The organism is Gallibacterium faecale (assembly GCF_027920745.1).
GTDB lineage: Bacteria > Pseudomonadota > Gammaproteobacteria > Enterobacterales > Pasteurellaceae > Gallibacterium > Gallibacterium faecale.
This window is the reverse complement of sequence record NZ_JAQIBB010000112.1, coordinates 42,882-60,368: the sequence shown is the minus strand read 5'-3', so window position 1 is coordinate 60,368 and position 17,487 is coordinate 42,882. Positions and strand designations below refer to the sequence as shown.

The 17,487-nt window shown below is 36.2% G+C and carries 23 protein-coding genes; 4 read left to right on the top strand and 19 right to left on the bottom strand.

What is annotated here, in order from left to right; genetic code table 11:
• The 13 genes from PF272_RS12040 to PF272_RS11980 all read right to left on the bottom strand — a co-directional run.
• Positions 1 to 204, bottom strand: a 204-nt coding sequence (locus PF272_RS12040; protein ID WP_271142936.1) for a hypothetical protein, incomplete at its 3' end; no start/stop codon positions are given.
• A 407-nt stretch (positions 205 to 611) separates the two neighbouring features.
• Positions 612 to 884 carry an HU family DNA-binding protein gene (locus tag PF272_RS12035; protein ID WP_271142935.1) on the bottom strand — a complete coding sequence of 91 codons (273 nt, stop codon included), beginning with the start codon at positions 882 to 884 and terminating at the stop codon, positions 612 to 614.
• A gap of 204 nt (positions 885 to 1,088) precedes the next feature.
• Positions 1,089 to 1,679: a YjaG family protein gene (locus PF272_RS12030; protein ID WP_271142934.1), complete on the bottom strand. Its 591-nt coding sequence runs from the start codon at positions 1,677 to 1,679 to the stop codon at positions 1,089 to 1,091.
• 12 nt (positions 1,680 to 1,691) lie between these two features.
• Positions 1,692 to 2,759 carry a uroporphyrinogen decarboxylase gene (gene hemE / locus PF272_RS12025; RefSeq protein WP_065234358.1) on the bottom strand — a complete coding sequence of 356 codons (1,068 nt, stop codon included), beginning with the start codon at positions 2,757 to 2,759 and terminating at the stop codon, positions 1,692 to 1,694.
• 6 nt (positions 2,760 to 2,765) lie between these two features.
• Entirely contained in the window at positions 2,766 to 3,542 is a 777-nt protein-coding gene (nudC, locus tag PF272_RS12020; RefSeq protein ID WP_271142938.1) for an NAD(+) diphosphatase, read from the bottom strand.
• A gap of 102 nt (positions 3,543 to 3,644) precedes the next feature.
• On the bottom strand, positions 3,645 to 4,217 hold the full coding sequence (locus PF272_RS12015) for an aminotransferase class IV family protein (RefSeq protein WP_271142933.1): 573 nt from the start codon (positions 4,215 to 4,217) through the stop codon (positions 3,645 to 3,647).
• A gap of 3 nt (positions 4,218 to 4,220) precedes the next feature.
• Positions 4,221 to 5,156, bottom strand: a complete 936-nt coding sequence (locus PF272_RS12010) for an aminodeoxychorismate synthase component I (RefSeq protein ID WP_271142932.1) — start codon at positions 5,154 to 5,156, stop codon at positions 4,221 to 4,223.
• Between the two features lie 4 nt (positions 5,157 to 5,160).
• Complete coding sequence (locus tag PF272_RS12005; protein WP_065239697.1) at positions 5,161 to 5,625, bottom strand: YchJ family protein; 465 nt, start codon at positions 5,623 to 5,625, stop codon at positions 5,161 to 5,163.
• Positions 5,626 to 5,821: 196 nt separating this feature from the next.
• Complete coding sequence (gene rplI, locus PF272_RS12000; RefSeq protein ID WP_271142931.1) at positions 5,822 to 6,271, bottom strand: 50S ribosomal protein L9; 450 nt, start codon at positions 6,269 to 6,271, stop codon at positions 5,822 to 5,824.
• A gap of 21 nt (positions 6,272 to 6,292) precedes the next feature.
• Complete coding sequence (gene rpsR, locus PF272_RS11995) at positions 6,293 to 6,520, bottom strand: 30S ribosomal protein S18 (protein WP_005759927.1); 228 nt, start codon at positions 6,518 to 6,520, stop codon at positions 6,293 to 6,295.
• A gap of 12 nt (positions 6,521 to 6,532) precedes the next feature.
• Positions 6,533 to 6,859 carry a primosomal replication protein N gene (gene priB / locus PF272_RS11990; RefSeq protein WP_065234352.1) on the bottom strand — a complete coding sequence of 109 codons (327 nt, stop codon included), beginning with the start codon at positions 6,857 to 6,859 and terminating at the stop codon, positions 6,533 to 6,535.
• Positions 6,846 to 7,223 (bottom strand): 30S ribosomal protein S6, encoded by a 378-nt coding sequence (rpsF, locus tag PF272_RS11985; RefSeq protein WP_065234351.1) that lies wholly within the window; start codon positions 7,221 to 7,223, stop codon positions 6,846 to 6,848. Before rpsF ends, priB begins: the two co-directional genes overlap by 14 nt.
• A gap of 132 nt (positions 7,224 to 7,355) precedes the next feature.
• The gene (locus PF272_RS11980) at positions 7,356 to 8,402 is read right to left on the bottom strand and encodes a glycosyltransferase family 9 protein (RefSeq protein WP_271142930.1); all 1,047 of its coding nucleotides are present in this window, start codon (positions 8,400 to 8,402) and stop codon (positions 7,356 to 7,358) included.
• 16 nt (positions 8,403 to 8,418) lie between these two features.
• Between PF272_RS11980 and PF272_RS11975 the strand changes: the two genes are divergently transcribed.
• The gene (locus PF272_RS11975; protein WP_413789457.1) at positions 8,419 to 9,192 is read left to right on the top strand and encodes a 3-deoxy-D-manno-octulosonic acid kinase; all 774 of its coding nucleotides are present in this window, start codon (positions 8,419 to 8,421) and stop codon (positions 9,190 to 9,192) included.
• Here the strand turns inward: PF272_RS11975 and coaD are convergent.
• A complete protein-coding gene (coaD, locus tag PF272_RS11970) occupies positions 9,180 to 9,653 on the bottom strand; it encodes a pantetheine-phosphate adenylyltransferase (RefSeq protein ID WP_065234348.1) in 474 nt (157 codons plus the stop codon). The two genes, PF272_RS11975 and coaD, sit on opposite strands and share 13 nt — an antisense overlap.
• Before the next feature lie 7 nt (positions 9,654 to 9,660).
• Positions 9,661 to 10,932, bottom strand: a complete 1,272-nt coding sequence (gene waaA / locus PF272_RS11965; RefSeq protein ID WP_271142928.1) for a lipid IV(A) 3-deoxy-D-manno-octulosonic acid transferase — start codon at positions 10,930 to 10,932, stop codon at positions 9,661 to 9,663.
• Between the two features lie 107 nt (positions 10,933 to 11,039).
• On the opposite strand from waaA, the gene PF272_RS11960 reads away from it, so the two are divergent.
• A complete protein-coding gene (locus PF272_RS11960) occupies positions 11,040 to 11,807 on the top strand; it encodes a glycosyltransferase family 2 protein (protein WP_065237344.1) in 768 nt (255 codons plus the stop codon).
• Here PF272_RS11960 and PF272_RS11955 read toward each other — a convergent pair.
• Positions 11,804 to 12,838, bottom strand: a complete 1,035-nt coding sequence (locus tag PF272_RS11955; protein WP_271142927.1) for a glycosyltransferase family 9 protein — start codon at positions 12,836 to 12,838, stop codon at positions 11,804 to 11,806. The two genes, PF272_RS11960 and PF272_RS11955, sit on opposite strands and share 4 nt — an antisense overlap.
• Positions 12,839 to 12,920: 82 nt before the next feature.
• On the bottom strand, positions 12,921 to 13,490 hold the full coding sequence (gene efp, locus PF272_RS11950) for an elongation factor P (protein WP_065234346.1): 570 nt from the start codon (positions 13,488 to 13,490) through the stop codon (positions 12,921 to 12,923).
• A gap of 64 nt (positions 13,491 to 13,554) precedes the next feature.
• Here efp and epmB point away from each other — a divergent pair, with 64 nt between their 5' ends.
• Complete coding sequence (epmB, locus tag PF272_RS11945; RefSeq protein ID WP_271142926.1) at positions 13,555 to 14,565, top strand: EF-P beta-lysylation protein EpmB; 1,011 nt, start codon at positions 13,555 to 13,557, stop codon at positions 14,563 to 14,565.
• Positions 14,566 to 14,761: 196 nt separating this feature from the next.
• On the top strand, positions 14,762 to 15,973 hold the full coding sequence (locus PF272_RS11940; RefSeq protein ID WP_271142925.1) for a LysM-like peptidoglycan-binding domain-containing protein: 1,212 nt from the start codon (positions 14,762 to 14,764) through the stop codon (positions 15,971 to 15,973).
• A 69-nt stretch (positions 15,974 to 16,042) separates the two neighbouring features.
• On the opposite strand, the gene arsB is transcribed toward PF272_RS11940, so the two are convergent.
• Together arsB and arsC are read right to left on the bottom strand one after the other, a co-directional pair.
• The gene (gene arsB, locus PF272_RS11935; protein WP_065232584.1) at positions 16,043 to 17,038 is read right to left on the bottom strand and encodes an ACR3 family arsenite efflux transporter; all 996 of its coding nucleotides are present in this window, start codon (positions 17,036 to 17,038) and stop codon (positions 16,043 to 16,045) included.
• 2 nt (positions 17,039 to 17,040) lie between these two features.
• On the bottom strand, positions 17,041 to 17,454 hold the full coding sequence (gene arsC, locus PF272_RS11930) for an arsenate reductase (glutaredoxin) (protein WP_271142924.1): 414 nt from the start codon (positions 17,452 to 17,454) through the stop codon (positions 17,041 to 17,043).
• Positions 17,455 to 17,487 lie beyond the last annotated feature (33 nt).

Sequence of the window (17,487 nt, the reverse complement as noted above, 5' to 3'; positions counted from 1 at the left end):
CATATGATTTTCAACACAATCCATGTAATAAAGTCTCTTAAGCCCCACTGAAAACACAATAAAGCCCATAATATCAAAGCTATCTTCTTTATATTTTATGCCATCACAGCCAAAAAATATTACATTTACACTTTCGCTAATCCACGATAACGCATATAACGATATGCCATAATACTTTTTCACATTAGCAAAGCTCTGCTCCATTGTCTCATCATGACAACAATATATCGTTTTTCTTCTTAATATTAAACAGCAGAGTTGGTTAGCTTCTTCTAAACCATTCTGGTAAAGATGGCAGTAATATAACCTTTATTTTAAACAATCACACCAAATCAATAGCAGATGCCCATTATTGGCACAATACAGTGGTACTACGTCTTTTTGAATAAATTCAAAATTGATTACACAATCAACTCTACAGACTATCTGTTTTTCTGAAACAAGTTATTCGAGACCTTATCATCTCGAGTTACTGCACGGAGGGTAGAAATTTTAACATTCGGGTATTCTCTTATATCCCGATTAGATTAAAGGCCTAGTTTTTTGTCTAGGCCTTTATCAACAATTTTCCTGCTATTAAAGCGGCTTATTTATTGTTCAAAAAACGTTTCTTATTTTACAGCGTCTTTTAATGCTTTACCTGAAACGAATGCTGGTACTTTAGTTGCTGGGATTTTAATTTCTTTACCAGTTTGTGGGTTACGACCAGTACGTTCTTGACGTTGGTTAACTTTGAATGTACCGAAACCAATTAATTGTACTGGATCACCTGCTTTAAGGCTTGCTGTAATTGCATCTAAAGTTGCTTCTAATGCAGCTTTAGCATCCTTTTTGCTTAACTTAGTGTTTTGCGCAATTACATCAACTAATTCAGTCTTGTTCATAAATAATTACCCTCTATAAATTTACTATGGTTATAAATTGAATAGATTATCTCTGTTTCAATTTCTTTATCGAAAGCCGAGATAGTTTTAATTGGTGAATATCCGTTCTTCCACCCCAGCTCAAGCCTTGTCACGAGCCATCAGATTAATCTAACTTTTATCAGATGAAAAGTAATTTATGCTTAAAATTAGAAAAAAGTCACATTAATTATTAATTTCTATGCCTATATTGCTGATTTTTGTGGCACGGATCTCATTTTTTAACCCGTTAATCACCTCAATATCCCGCTTTTCTAATTCGTTTAGGGTACGATAAATCGCCCATTGCACATCTAATTCATCACTAATTAGTGGATTATCTTTTAACTCTTTTTCACTAAATTCACGATTCTCTTCTGTTTCTAATAATGCGACAACTGTTTGTAAAGAAAGCACACTCACTTTTACAGATTGTTCCAACGATTCACCCGCAATAATAGTATGCAATAAATCCGATAATGCTTCGCACGCATCTACCGCTGGTACAATCCCAAAAAAGTCGTAATCATTAATATCTGGAATCACAGCTTCTAACTTCTCTAATTGATGCTCAAAATTAATATTCGCATCTTTAACTGTTAGATATTCCCACACTAAGTTTAGAATATTGTGATAAATTTTCGCCTGTTGAGGTTGTTCCGTAATCTGACAAAACATCGCAAAATTTGGATACATACGCTCACAAAGACAAGCCATAAATACGATCTGTTGCCAGCTTTCTAAATTAGCTAAACGCTTTTGAATTGGATTTCTCATTTCTCTTAATCCTTAAACTGTTTTATAAGGCTGAGAGTAGCGATGAATCGCATCTACAAACACTTTTGGACTTTCTACAGGCACATCTTGATGAATACCATGACCTAAATTAAATACATGCCCAAAGCCATTACCATACCCTGCCAAAATCGTTTTCACTTCTTGTTCAATGCGTTCTGGTGCAGCATATAATACACTTGGATCCATATTACCTTGCAGTGCAACCTTATCCCCTACACGCGCTTTAGCTTTTGCAATATCGATAGTCCAATCTAAACCAATCGCATCACATCCTGTTGCTGCGATCGCTTCTAACCACAAACCACCGCCTTTCGTAAATAAAGTAACTGGTACTTTACGCCCGTCTGCTTCACGAATTAACCCAGCAACAATTTTTTCCATATAACGTAATGAAAAATCTCGATATTCTAAATGGCCTAATACACCGCCCCAAGTATCAAATACCATTACAGCTTGTGCACCTGCTTTAATTTGTGCATTCAAATATAAAATAACGCTATCCGCCAACTTATCTAATAAACGGTGTAATAGTTGCGGTTCACAATAAAGCATTTTCTTAATCTTGGTAAATGCTTTGCTGGATCCACCTTCCACCATATAAGTTGCTAAGGTCCAAGGGCTACCAGAGAAACCAATCAAAGGTACTTCACCTTTTAACTCGCGACGAATTGTTCTTACTGCATTCATCACATAGCCTAACTCATCTTCTGGATCTGGAATCGGCAACTGCTCAACATCAGCCAATGATTGGATAGTTTTAGCAAATTTTGGTCCTTCCCCAGCCCCAAAACTTAACCCTAATCCCATTGCATCTGGAATTGTTAAAATATCAGAAAACAAAATAGCTGCATCTAATGCATAACGACGTAATGGCTGTAATGTTACTTCGCAAGCTAACTCTGCATTACGGCATAGTGACATAAAATCCCCCGCTTCTGCACGAGTCGCTTTATACTCTGGCAGATAACGCCCAGCTTGACGCATCATCCAAACGGGTGTCATATCCACAGGCTGGCGTAATAATGCACGTAAGTAGCGATCATTTTTTAATTCAGTCATAAATTTTTAATCCTCTGCACAGAGTGCTAATGTTGTTTTAATTAATTTGCGCGCAATTGTTCCTTCGGGCGGTAATTGCGGTAACGGTTTATCATAACGGAACCATTTTGCATCATGAATTTCACTATCTTGTAGGTGAATATCGCCACTCTCATAATCAGCTAAAAAGCCAACCATCAAAGAATTAGGAAATGCCCAAGGCTGACTAGCAAAATAACGAACATTTTTTACTTTAATACCTACCTCTTCAAAAATTTCACGATGTACGGTTTGTTCCAAACTTTCTCCCGCTTCTACAAACCCGGCTAACGTTGTATAAATACCACCAATATGGCGTTGATGATTGGCTAATAAAATTTCTTTTCCTCGTCTTACTGCAACAATAATCGACGGACAAATGACTGGATAGTGACGGTAGCCACATTTTGGACATTCCACTGCAAATTCATCTGTTGGTAAGTAATTATGTTCACCACATTTACTGCAAAAACGGTGTGTTGTAAAAAAATAATTTAACACCACACCTCTATTTAATAGATTGAACTCATCTTCGCTGCGATAAAGTTGATCCCGTAAAGAGGTATATGAATGTTGCTGATCATTTGGAATTTCTGCAATTAACCATAATGGTTGCTGTCTAAATTCACCAATCACACAGCCCTGTAATCCAACAACACCACATTGTTCAGCAGTGCCAAAAGGTAATTCTCCATCTTGTAAATAAAGTGCTGATCCTTGAGTTAATAACCAATATCCTTGATCTGTTAGTTGAATAGTCTGCATCATTGTTTTTTCCTCATTTTAATTATTAACGTGCGACTTTCTAAAAAGTTCTTTTCCCGGCAGCTATTATAGCTGAATTTCCAGTGTTTCTTGGCTTTTTCCTTAATCTTCTAACGGATTTAATGCATTAATTACCCGAATCTCTTCAAATAACGATAATTCATCCACATAAATCGGACGTAATTGTAATTGCTGATGATCTAAAAGATATTGGCGTTGTGTTCCTGCAAGTAATGGTGTATCCGGTGTGAACCATTCTCCTTGTCGTAAAAAAGCTAAATTACCAATACTGCAATCAGTCACTTTATCTTGTTGAATAATCAAAATCTCATCTGCTGTTTTCCGCTGTTGATATAACAGGTTGAGTTGCTGACGATCACAATACTTAAATTGATAATTTAGATTTTCAGCCACAATAGGCTGGAAAGAACGAAACTGGCGCCGTTGATAAGGATAAAACTGAACCTGAATTTGGGTTTTGCCGTAATCAACTCGACAGCGTACTAGCCCTTGCTGAAATTCAGGTGGAATAGCAATCATACTTGCTAAATCAACCAATCCATTCTCATCCTGTGGATAAAGCGCTTCCATCGTCCGCTGATAACGTGCTTGATGGTATGCCAAACGCTGAATTCGCCCGTCCTGGATCGCTAATGTTTCAAAACATCGAAACATACTTTACCTCTTATTTATCGGAATATAGACTTTTGCCAATAATTCTTCATATTCACTAGTAACTTCACTATGTCGAGTAATGCCGCCTCCACTGCGAAATTGTAAGCCTTCTTCTGTCTGTTCGATATAACGAATAATCACCGCACTTTCTAAATTTTCACCATCAAAATAACCAAATATACCAGTATAAAACCCACGAGGCTGTTGTTCCGCTTGTTGAATAATTGCGATAGTTTTCTCTTTTGGAGCACCACTAATGGAACCAGCAGGCAATAATGTTTTCAGTAATGAAATAGGATCTTCACGCCAGCTTTCATTGAGATCACCACAAATTTCTGAACTTGTTTGCCAGATTGCACCACGTGCTGTCTGAATTAATTCAGCATAACGAAAGCGAGAAACTTCTATATTTGTTGCGACCATCGCAAGATCATTCCTGAGCAAATCTACAATGGTATTGTGTTCCCAAAGCTCTTTTTTACAGGACAAAAGCTGTTCTCTAGCATTAGGCACATCTGCTTTAATCGTCCCTTTCATTGGATAGGTATAAATTTTATTGTTGTTGATCCTGATAAAACATTCTGGAGAAAAACACACAAAACGATCTTGGAAATATAATTTATATGGCGCTTCACTCAGCATAAAAATATCACGCAAACTATAATTAGTTTCAATCTTTGTCGGATAAGTCAAATTTAATAAATAACTATTTCCACGCTGAATCTGCTCCTGTACCAAATTAAACCCTTGCTGGTAATCACTAAATGCCATTGGTTTGGCTGTTAAAGAAAGTGGTTTTACCGGTGTAATAAATGATGAAGGAATGTTATTAATCCCTAAAATATTAAAATAAATTCCTTGTTCTGCTGCTTCGGCAAATGGGATAACTCGTGGCTGTTGCTGTTCAAAATCAATTAAAAAGAAAAAAGGTTCAGTCATGACATTACAATAAAAATGGTGCGCAACACTGTTTAAATTTTTTGCCTGATTCACATAAACAAGGTTGTTTCATAGTTAATTTTGGCAGCACTGTTGGATCAAGAAAATACCAACGATCATGGCTATACACAAAGGCGGATAATTCATGATGGGCCATAGTTGTGCCATTTTGTTGATAATAGGCTTTAAATTCAACTAAAGCGTGATTCTTATCTGCTTCAGGAACAAATTTTATTACTTCTAGCCCACACCATTCTGTACTTAGTGACCATTGTCGCAGTGCTTTAGCATTTAATAATGGCTGTTGAGCAGGCACAGTAGTTGCAATGATATAATCAATTTCTGCTAATACAAATGCTGCATAACGTGAACGCATTAATTGTTCTGCATTTTGTGCAAACTTTGTTTGTTGGTGTAATGGCTGACAACAATCTGTATAGTTTAAACCTGATTGGCATGGACACTGCATAACTTCTGACCTATAAAAAATAATTGCGTAGAATACGAAAAATTCCAGCAAAGAGAAAGAGTTATCTAGAGTTTATAGACGTTTTATTTTTCTATTTGTATGGTAGGCAAATGGTTGTCATTGATTTTGACAATATTAGAAAAACAAAACCTCAGCCAACCGACTGAGGTTTTTATGTATCTAGAATAATTAGAAATTATTCTGCAACAATAATTACGTTTAATGACGCAAACACTTCGCCATGGAATTGGAAACGCACTTCGTGTTCACCAAGGGCACGTAATGGGCCAGTAGGAAGACGCACTTCGCTCTTCGCAACTTCAACACCTTTTGCAGTGATCGCATCAGCGATATCACGTGTACCAATAGAACCGAATAAACGTCCTTCATCACCTGCTTTAGAAGCGATAGTCACTGAACCTAATGCTTGAAGTTTTTCAGCACGGTCAAGTGCAGCTGCTAATGCTTTCGCAGCTTTTTCTTCTAATTCAGCACGACGAGTTTCGAAATACTCGATGTTTGCTTTAGTTGCCATAACTGCTTTTCCTTGTGGGATTAAGAAGTTACGTGCATAACCAGATTTTACATTTACTTGATCACCTACATTACCAAGGTGAACAACTTTATCTAAAAGAATGACTTGCATTACCGTATCCTCTCTTGTTGATTACTGATGATTGTCAGTGTACGGTAACAACGCTAAGTAACGTGCACGTTTGATTGCACGAGCTAATTGGCGTTGGTACTTCGCACGAGTACCGGTAATACGGCTAGGGACAATTTTGCCGCTCTCTGTAATGTAGTTCTTTAATGTAGCGATATCTTTATAATCGATTTCTACTACATTTTCCGCTGTGAAACGGCAGAACTTACGACGACGGAAATAACGTGCCATGTGGCTATTCTCCTAATCTATAAATTCGATTTGCTCGGCATGTAACACTAATTGGTCAATACCCTGATTAGTTTTATGTGAGTGGATAAATCCTGAAACACAAACTTTACTGCCGACCGTAATGCCTTGAGTTTTACTTGTTAATTGATGACCGCTAAGTTGAATAGGGATTTTGCACCATGCTTGCCTAGTTAATCCAGCTTCTTGCTGCTGTGAACGATGTTCTAACCAAAATTGGCAATGCGCTATTCCACTTGGGCTTTGATGTCGTTTTGGCTGTGAAACTACAGTTCCGATTAGCGAAAAACGATTATCAATCCTCAAATTACTCTTCAGCATCCTCAAAATCGTTGTTATCAACATCAGCTAAAGCTTTACGATCATCTTTTGCTTTAACCATTGGGGACGCTTCGGTTACGGCGTGCTTAGTACGAATAATTACGTTACGAAGAATTGCATCGTTGTAACGGAAAGTTGTTTCAAGCTCGTCGATGACTTCTTGCGGTGCTTCTACATTCATTAACACATAGTGTGCTTTATGTAGTTTATTAATTGGGTAAGCCAATTGACGGCGGCCCCAATCTTCTAAGCGATGAATTTGACCACCAGCTTCTTTTACAGAACCTGTGTAGCGTTCAATCATGCCAGGTACTTGTTCACTTTGATCTGGGTGAACCATAAACACGATTTCGTAGTGACGCATTACTGCTCCTTACGGGTTAATCAGCCTCCGACTATAGACCAGTCGCCAATCTGCGGAAGCAAGGAACGAAAAAACGGAACGACTGTGAGGCGCAGATTTTACTCAAATCTGCTCAAAAAGCAAGTTAAAAAACTATTTTAGCTGTAAAAGTTGCCACATTTTTTCTGCCACTTGATCCACACTAATCTGTGCCATCAAATCCTTACCGTACACTTTAGTTCCCCACGGTAATTCCTGCCACTTTTTACCATATTGCTTTTGTGCATTTTCTGCATAGACAGAAACAACATTTTCAACATCATAATAAGGGCCAGTACGTTGTGGATTATGATACGCATATAGTCCCAACACACGAGTTCCTTGCATTGTTGCCATATGTGCTGGCCCTGAATCTGGCGTAATTACAAGATCGACTTCTCCCAGTAAGGCAACTAATTGTTGCAAGCTTGTTTTACCAGCCAAATTCAAAATAGGGAGTGGGCAACGTTGGCAAATTTGTTCTGCCACCGCCATTTCATGTTGAGTTGGTGCACCAGAAATAATCACCTGTACATTTTTTTTGGCGGCCAAACATGCAATTTCTACATAACGTTCTAGTAACCAATCCTTCTCTTTTTTACTTGAACAAGGTGAAATTAATACTGTTTTACGGGTTGAATCGACAAATTGGCGAACATACTGAAGCTCTTGTTCACTGATTGGGAAATGCCAGCGAGGTGTCTGAATCGGTACACCAATATATTCAACAAAACTTAAAAATCCATCTAATACGTGATAGCCTTTGGCCTCCCCTACTTTTTTATTGGTAAATAACCACTGCCCCTCTTTCGCTCTTTGTTTATTAAAACCAATTCGATACGTTGCTCGAATACCTAACGAAAGAATCGAGGCTCGAATAGCAACTTGCATATCTAACAACGCATCGAATTTATAAGGGCGTAATTTTTTCCATAACGCTAATACCCCTTTCCAACCCTGTTTTTTATCAAAAACAATAAATTCAATTCCCGGGATATTTTGCAATAATTGCGCTTCTACCTTACCAATAATCCAAGTAATTTTTGTATTTGGATAAAATGCTTGTATCTGTTGAACCGCCGCTAACGCATTACACACATCCCCAATAGCGGATAATCGTAAAATACATAATGATTTTGGTGGTTGAGAAAATAGAGTCATTATCTTTGCTCACAATATGCTAAAATTGTTGCCTATTTTAATCAAAAACTGGTTTGTTCGCAGTACATTGAGTATAAAAATGAGTCAAATCCACTATTTATTCCACCCCAACTTAGCACAACAAAATCTAGAAAATTATTTTGACCCTGCTTATTGGAAACGACAAAACAAAATTTTAGGCTCCGCAACAGGGCGCGGAGTAACTTGGTTTCTCGCTACTGAGCAGCAAGTAAAGTGTAATTCAGCGTTACGCCATTACTATCGTGGTGGCTTATTCGGTAAGCTTATCAAAGATCACTTTTTGTTTACTGGCTTAAATCAATGTCGCAGTATCAAAGAATTTCAGCTATTGCAACAACTAAAACAAAAAGGATTACCTGTTCCTACGCCTATTGCTGCGAGAGTAAAACGGACATTACTCTGTTACCAAGCAGATATTTTGATTGAATTAATTGAAAATGGACGAGATCTTGTTGCGATATTGCAAGAAAAAATCTTATCTGATGACATTTGGCGACAAATCGGCAAGCTAATTCGCCAATTACATGACCAACAGGTATTTCATAGCGATCTTAATGCTCACAACATTCTGCTGCAATCGCTAGATAATCAGCAATATAAGTTATGGTTACTTGATTTTGATAAATGTGATTTTCGTCAAGGAGATGAATGGAAAGCCGCCAATTTACAACGGCTTTATCGATCATTTCAAAAAGAGATACATCGTTATCAAATTCAGTTTACACCACAAAATTGGCAAACTTTACTGCAAGGTTATCATTCACATTGAGCAATATATTGAAAAACACGCTCTGGCACTAATTTACCAATATCCCCACCATGCAGTAAGATTTCTCTCACCATAGTTGAAGAAACATAAGACCATTTTTCTGATGGTGGGAAAAATAGACTCTCTACTCCATTGGTTAGCAGACGATTTAGATGAGCTAATTGTAGTTCATAGTCAAAATCACTTGATGTTCTTGCACCACGAATAATCCCTTGCACATTTTTCTCTAAAATAAGGTGAGCCAATAACCCATCAAAAGCAATAATCTCAACATTTGGTAATTCCACCGTTGCTGCTTTTACCATTTCCAACCGCTGTTGCAAAGAGAACATCGGCTTTTTACTTGGGCTAGCCGCAACCGCTACAATTAATTTAGGAAATAACTTCGCCGCACGACAAATAATATCAAGATGTCCATTTGTAATTGGATCAAACGTTCCAGGATAAATCATTGTAATCATGATGTTTTTACTCACTCAAATAAGGTTTTAATAAAGCTAAAGTTTGCTGTAAAGCACCACGGTTTTGTTGTAAAAAAGAAAATCCTTTTTCTCCATACTGTTTTACGGCTTCAGGATCGGCAAGTAGTAATGATAATGCTAAAGCTAAACTTGTCACCGAACTTTCCACAATCATTACTGCTTGGATTAAGGTTAATTGTTGATAAATTTGTTTAAAATTAAAGGTATATTGACCAGAGATAACAGGAATTTTAAATAACAAAGGCTCTAATGGGTTATGCCCACCTCGCTCAATAAGACTACCACCTACAAAAGCAAGATCGGCTAAAGCATAGAGTTTCAACAACTCTCCCATTGTATCTCCTAACATGACTTGCGTATCTGCAGAAATTATCCCACCCTCACTACGTTTTTGATAACTTAATCCTGAATTTTGTACTAAGGCTTCCACTTCCGCAAATCGCGCTGAATGACGAGGAACTAAAATTAATAATAAATTAGGATAAGTTGCCAGCAGTTGTTGATGTACCTCTAAAATTAATTTCTCTTCGCCTGCGTGTGTACTTCCTGCAATCCAAACAGGACGATCATTAAACATCTGTTGCTTTTGCTGACGATAAGTCGCAATCACCTCATCCGATAAATTTAAATCAAACTTTAAATTACCTGTACAGCTCACTTTTTCTGCTGGTACGCCTAAATCTCGATAACGCATAGCACTTAATTCATCTTGTGCTGCAACGGCAGTAAATCCTTGCCATACATTGGTTAGTGCAGCCTGAAAATAACGATAATGTTTTGCTGATTTTGCTGATAATCGTGCATTAATTAATAAGGTAGGAGTTTGTGTTATGCGTAATTGATGTAATAAATTAAACCACAATTCAGTTTCTACAATAATAAATGCTTTTGACTGTAACTGTTGTAAAAACCGCTTCATCAACAAAGGTAAATCAAACGGCAGATAACAATGTTGCACTTGTTCACCAAATAACGATTTAACTTGGTCAGAACCACCTGGTGTGAATGTAGTAATGGTTAATCTTGTGTTGGGATATTGTGCCAATATCTGTCGAATCAGTGGTGCGAGCAATAATACTTCACCCACAGAAGCTGCATGAATCACAATACTGTTTTTCTGCAATGGAACTTTAAATAAAGCAAAACGTTCTGCCCACCGTTGCCGATACCCTTTTTCCTTACGGCTTTTAACCAAAAACAACAGTAAGATAAATGGTAATAATAGAAAGAATAATAGTGTATAAATTAGACGTAGCATCTTTATCCATCATTAATGATTATAAGCCTGAATCTTATCATCTTTTTACTGAATATGTTAAACTGAACGCATTATTCTAAAGATTCAACATTCTCAAGGAAAGAACTATGTCATCACCACGTCTTGCTGTAGCATTAATTGTTAAAAATGAAGCAGAAAATCTAATTTCTTGTTTAGAAAGTATTAAAGATTGGGTTGATGAAATTGTTATTGTTGATTCAGGTAGTACCGATTCAACTTTAAATATAGCTCATCAATATACTAATAAAGTTTTTTCTCATCCACATTGGCAAGGTTTTGGAAAACAAAGGCAAATTGCACAAAGCTATATTGAAAGTGAATATGTATTATGGTTAGACGCAGACGAGATCATTACTCCTGAATTAAAACAAAGTATCCTTTCTGCTATACAACAAAATAAACCTAATACAATCTACCAAATTGGTAGACTTAGTGAAGTTTTTGGCAGAGAAATTCGTCACTCTGGTTGGTATCCTGACTTTGTTACTAGACTTTATCGCACTCAAGATACTCAATATAATGATTCCCTTGTTCATGAAAAAGTTATACAACCAAAAGGCTTTACTTTAGAAAAATTAAATGGTGATTTATTACACTATACTTATAAAGATCTTCATCATTATTTAGTTAAATCAGCGAACTATGCAAAAGCATGGGCTGACCAAAAAGAGACTCAAGGTAAAACATCTTCTCTTGCTAAAGGTCTATCTCATGCTTTAGGTTGCTTTATCAAAATGTATCTACTTAAAGCTGGATTTCTAGATGGTAAACAAGGATTTTTATTAGCAATCTTATCATCACACTCTACTTTTATTAAATATGCTGATTTGTGGATTAGAAAACAAAATCATTAAAGATTCAATGACTTAATAAACGGTATAGCTCTTTCTATCACTACTGTAATATCTATTTGTGACATTTGTGTTTCTTCTGGATTTTTATGATCTGCACTAATTAATAACTGCTTAGTTGTTTCATTGATTGGTTGCCAACGCAATGCACAAGCCGATCGTTTACTAGGATAAAACCCGATAACAGGTTTATTTAATGAAGCTGCCAGATGTAAAGGTCCTGTCGAACCAGCAATAAACAAATCACAACACGCAATAGACTTTGCGAAATCCACTAATCCATCATTTTTATCGTATATGATTACTCGCTCATCATTAATAAGACGCTGTAATTTTAATGCATTTTCACACTCACCTTTACCAGCAGTTAATATAATTTGATAATCAAAATAACTCATTAATGCCTTAGCTAATTGAGCATACTGCTGTAATGTTAAATTTTTTGCTGATCCTCCAGTACCTGAGTGAATAAAACACCACTTTCTCTCTGTTGATAATTTAAGTTGTTGAATAAGTTTAGTACGTTGCAATTTAAGGATATCATTTTCAAATTGAAAGTAAGGTAATTTTGGCTCAATAGCTTCAATATTATTTGTTTTTAGAAAATATCTTACAAGATCCAAATTATAAACAAACTCCGGTTTTTCTGATTTAGAACGTCGTTGGGATAGCCGATAGTTATATAAGAATTGAATTATTTTTGTTGCAGGTGCTAACCGATAAGGTATTTTTGCTCTCCATAACAAAGTAGCATTATACCGATCTGAGAAAAAAGCAATTACACTATCAAAATGTTGTTGCCGTATTTTTGATAACATTTTTTTCTTTTCAGCTTTAGAACTATTTTTTCCTACATCAATAATCACATTATCAATGTAAGGGCATGCTTGAGCTAACTCCGAAGTATATTCAGGAACAAGTGCCGTAATTCTGGATAATGGTAATGAGCGTTTTAACATAGCAAACGCAGGCCATGCTAATAAAAAGTCTCCTAACTTATCATTTCTAACAACTAAAATATTCTGATTCTTCACTTTAGTCTCCTTTTAATGTTCATAAAAATACCCTAAATAATCTCTTATTTAGGGTATTTCATTATCCACTAATACTTAATTATTAGTCCTTCACACGTGATACATATTCGCCAGAACGAGTATCAACACGGATTACTTCACCAATTTGTACGAAAAGTGGTACACGAACAACTGCACCAGTGCTTAATGTAGCTGGTTTACCACCAGTTCCCGCAGTATCCCCTTTTAAACCTGGATCAGTATCAACAACTTCTAACTCTACGAAGTTTGGTGGAGTTACACTGATCGGTGAACCATTCCATAAAGTAACGATACATTCTGCTTGATCTAACAACCATTTATCATTATCACCAACTGCTTTTGCATCCGCTGCAAGTTGTTCAAATGTTTCGTTGTTCATAAAATGCCAGAACTCTTCATCTTTGTATAAGAAAGTTAAGTTAGTATCAACAACATCAGCTGCTTCAACAGTAGTACCTGATTTGAAGTTTACATCTAATACTTTGCCAGAAATAAGTTTGCGAATACGAGTACGGGTAAATGCTTGACCTTTACCTGGTTTCACAAATTCATTTTCAACAATTACACAAGGCTCACCGTCTTGCATAAATTTAAGACCTGGTTTGAAATCACTGGTAGAATAACTTGCCATAATATCCTCATTAATGAAAAAATAGCGTCCTTTATTTTAAATACAAAGGCTCACGTTTTTAAAAGTGCTTATGATAACTCAAAACCACCTGATTAGAGAAGTATCAAGTTGGACAGATTATCTCGCGACTGCAATTTCTGATCCAATTGAATTACTCAAATTATTAGAGCTTCCTATTGAAAACTATCAGCAAGACTTAGCCGCACGCCGCTTATTTGCTATGCGTGTTCCATCACCTTTTATTGCAAAAATGCGTAAAGGGGATGCTAATGACCCACTTTTTTTACAAGTTATGACGAATCAATCAGAGTTTTTAGCAACACCTGGATTTGTCAAAGATCCTCTACAAGAACAAGATAATCCTGTTCCTAATTTATTACATAAATATCACAATCGTGTCTTACTAATGGTTAAAGGTGGCTGTGCTATTAATTGTCGTTACTGTTTTCGTCGTCATTTCCCTTATGCAGACAACCCTGGCAATAAAGCTAATTGGCAACAAGCATTAACGTATATTGCTCAACACCCAGAAATAGAAGAAGTGATTTTTTCTGGTGGTGATCCTTTAATGGCAAAAGATCATGAGCTTGATTGGCTGATAACTGAATTAAAAAAAATTACCCACCTTAAAACGTTGCGGATTCATACCCGCTTACCGGTGGTAATTCCACAACGTATTACAGATGATTTGGTACAACGATTAGCTCGTTTATCGCTTAATAAAGTCATGGTGTTACATATTAATCATGCAAATGAAATTGATCCTTTATTATCCAGTTATCTGAATAAACTCAAACAAGCGGGTATTGTATTACTGAATCAATCTGTTTTATTAAAAGGGATTAATGATCGTGCAGAAATTTTAAAAGCATTAAATGATAAGCTGTTTGCTAATGGTGTACTACCTTATTATTTACACCTTTTAGATAAAGTAGAAGGTGCTAGCCATTTTTGGATCGATGATCAACAAGCTCTTGCCATCTATCGTAAACTAATAACCCTTTCTTCTGGCTATCTTGTGCCTAAATTAGCCCGAGAAATTGCAGGAGAACCGAGTAAAACTTGGTACAGTTAAAATTTTCTACCATAAATCAAGATTAGGCTTAGTAATACAACTTTTTTTCCTTTAAAATAGCAAATCTAACTAAGCCTAGTGAGTAACAAAACTTCTCACACAGCATTAAGAATTCTCAATATAAGGCTATCATCCATAGTCCTTATACTATTAGCAAAAATCTTTACCCTATGTATTTAATAATTTGAGGTATATCGTGAGTAATATCGACAAGGAACAGCAACCTGATCAAGCAGATAATAAACAAAATGAATTGAACTTAGATTTTGATGAGTTCGAACCAATCACTCCAAAAAGAGCAACAAAAGCACCTGAAGCAGCACCTTCATTTTTAGATAAATTAAAAGGATTACTGCCGAAAAAAGCAGCAAAACAAGAGACTGCACAACCATCCTTTGAACCAGCTCAGGACAATAATCAAGCTCAATACAATGAATTTGATGCTGAGCCTGTTGCCGTAACTAAAGCAAGTGCAATTAAAAACTTACCAACACGTTATCGCCGTTTAGCTATTAGTTTGGTTGTTCTATTGGTTATTATCGGTTTATTTATTTGGTTAAAACCAAATAGTCAACCAGTCGATAACCTACAATCACAAGATAATAATTTACCAATTGAATTCCAACCAATTGATCCAAATGCAGCAGCAGAAGCAAATACACCGCCGCAACCAAATGCGACACCAGAAGGAGCTACTGCACCAACAACTGAAACCGCAACTACTACAAATGATGCTGCTGCGACAGCAAATACTTTAACCCAAGATGCAGCAGTAAATCCAACAGCTCAACCTGCGCCAGTCGATAATACGCCAATCACTACTGATGCGCCTACTGCTGCGAACGTTGCTGGATCTGATAGTTCAAGTGTTACACCGGCAGCACCAGCTGAAAAACCAGCTCAACCTGCACTTTCTCAAGAACAAATTAATCAAATTGAGAAAAAAGCTTACCAAGAAGAACAAGCACGTCTTATCGCTCAAGCTAAAGCGCGTGCTGAACAACGTGCTCGCGAAGAATTTAGAGCAAAACAACAGCAAGAAAGTCGTAAAGCACAAGCCTTATTAAATGGCAAAGAAGTTCCTGTTGTTGAAGCTAAACCTGTACCAAGAACAGCGCCAAAAGCGACAACTTCATCTACCGCCTCTACTTCCGGTGGGCAAAGTAAGATGTTAACTGTTCCAGCTGGTACTTCATTAATGCAGGTATTCCGTGATAACAAATTAAATATTGCTGATGTTAATGCAATGACTAAAGCAAACGGTGCAGGTAATGCATTAAGCAGCTTTAAACCTGGCGATAAAGTAGCCGTCAAAGTAAATAATGATGGTCGCGTTTCTGAACTACAATTACCAAATGGTTCAAAATTTATTCGCCAAAGCAACGGTACCTATATCTATAAAAAATAATCTGATAAAAAGCCTATTGCCAAGTGGCAATAGGCTGTTTTTTATATTCCAATATTACCTACTGCTTCTCTATCGTCTATTCAGCCAATAAACCAATGACAGCATAACTGGTACTTCGACTAATACGCCAACAACTGTTGCTAATGCAGCGCCTGAATGTAACCCAAACAATGAAATTGCAACTGCAACAGCTAATTCAAAAAAATTACTCGTTCCAATTAAACAGGCTGGTCCAGTAATATCTTTAGGCAACTTCAATATTCTTGCAGAAAAGTATCCAAGGAAAAAAATTCCATAAGTTTGCACTAATAACGGAATCGCAATCAGAATAATAATAAAAGGTTGTTGTAAAATAACTTCTGCTTGAAATGCAAACAGTAACACAACAGTAAGTAATAAACTTAATATAGAAAAAGGTTTCATTTTTAGACAAAAATCACTTACCGATTTTTGCTTATCTAATAAAGCCTTTCTTGTTAGTACCCCAAATACAAGAGGCAAAATGATATAAAGCACTGTACTATAAAATAAGGTGGCTAATGGAATTTCAATCTGATTTATACCAAGTAAAAAATTCGCAATTGGAACAAAAGCAAAGATCATTACAATATCATTTACGGATACTTGTACTAATGTGTAATTAGGATTTCCTCTCACTAATTGTGACCAAACAAATACCATTGCAGTACAAGGCGCGACACCCAATAAAATCATACCGGATATGTATTCTTTAGCAGCTTGAGGCTCAACCCAACTTTCAAAAACAAAGTTAAAAAATAACCATCCAATTAATGCCATTGAAAAAGGTTTAATTAACCAGTTAATCACTAAAGTTAGGAATAGCCCCTGCGGTTTTTTCCCTACATCTTTTATTGCATCCCAATCGACTTGAATCATCATGGGATAGATCATCAGCCAAATTAGAATAGCAACTGGAATATTAATATGTGCTACTTCAAGTAAAGCAATATTCTTTATCTGTTCAGGTATTATCATACCTATCAATACACCTAAAACAATTGCTAAACTTACCCATACACTTAAAAAACGTTCGAATAATCCCATAATTATCTTGCTCTCGCTGCAATAATTTCACCATCTTCTTTAACAAAATCTTGAGTCAATGTTTTCGGTAAAATTGTTAAAACAGTTTCTGATGGGCGACATAATTTCACTCCCATTGAAGAAATAACAATTGGACGATTAATTAAGATTGGAAACTCAACCATTTTTTGAATCAAAAAATCTTCTGTTAAATCAAGACTATCTAAATGTAATTCTGTATATGGCGGAACATTCACTCTCAATAGTTGACGAGCTGTTATCTCCATTTTTTGTAATAAATTACGCAGCTCTTTTTCAGTCGGTGGGGTATCTAAATAATAGATAATATTTGTAGGGAACCCTAAATACTTAATTAAAGCTAATACATTTCTAGAGGTTCCACAATTAGGATTATGATAAATTGTAATAGTTTCCATAAATAAACATTTCAATAATTATTGAAATAAAAT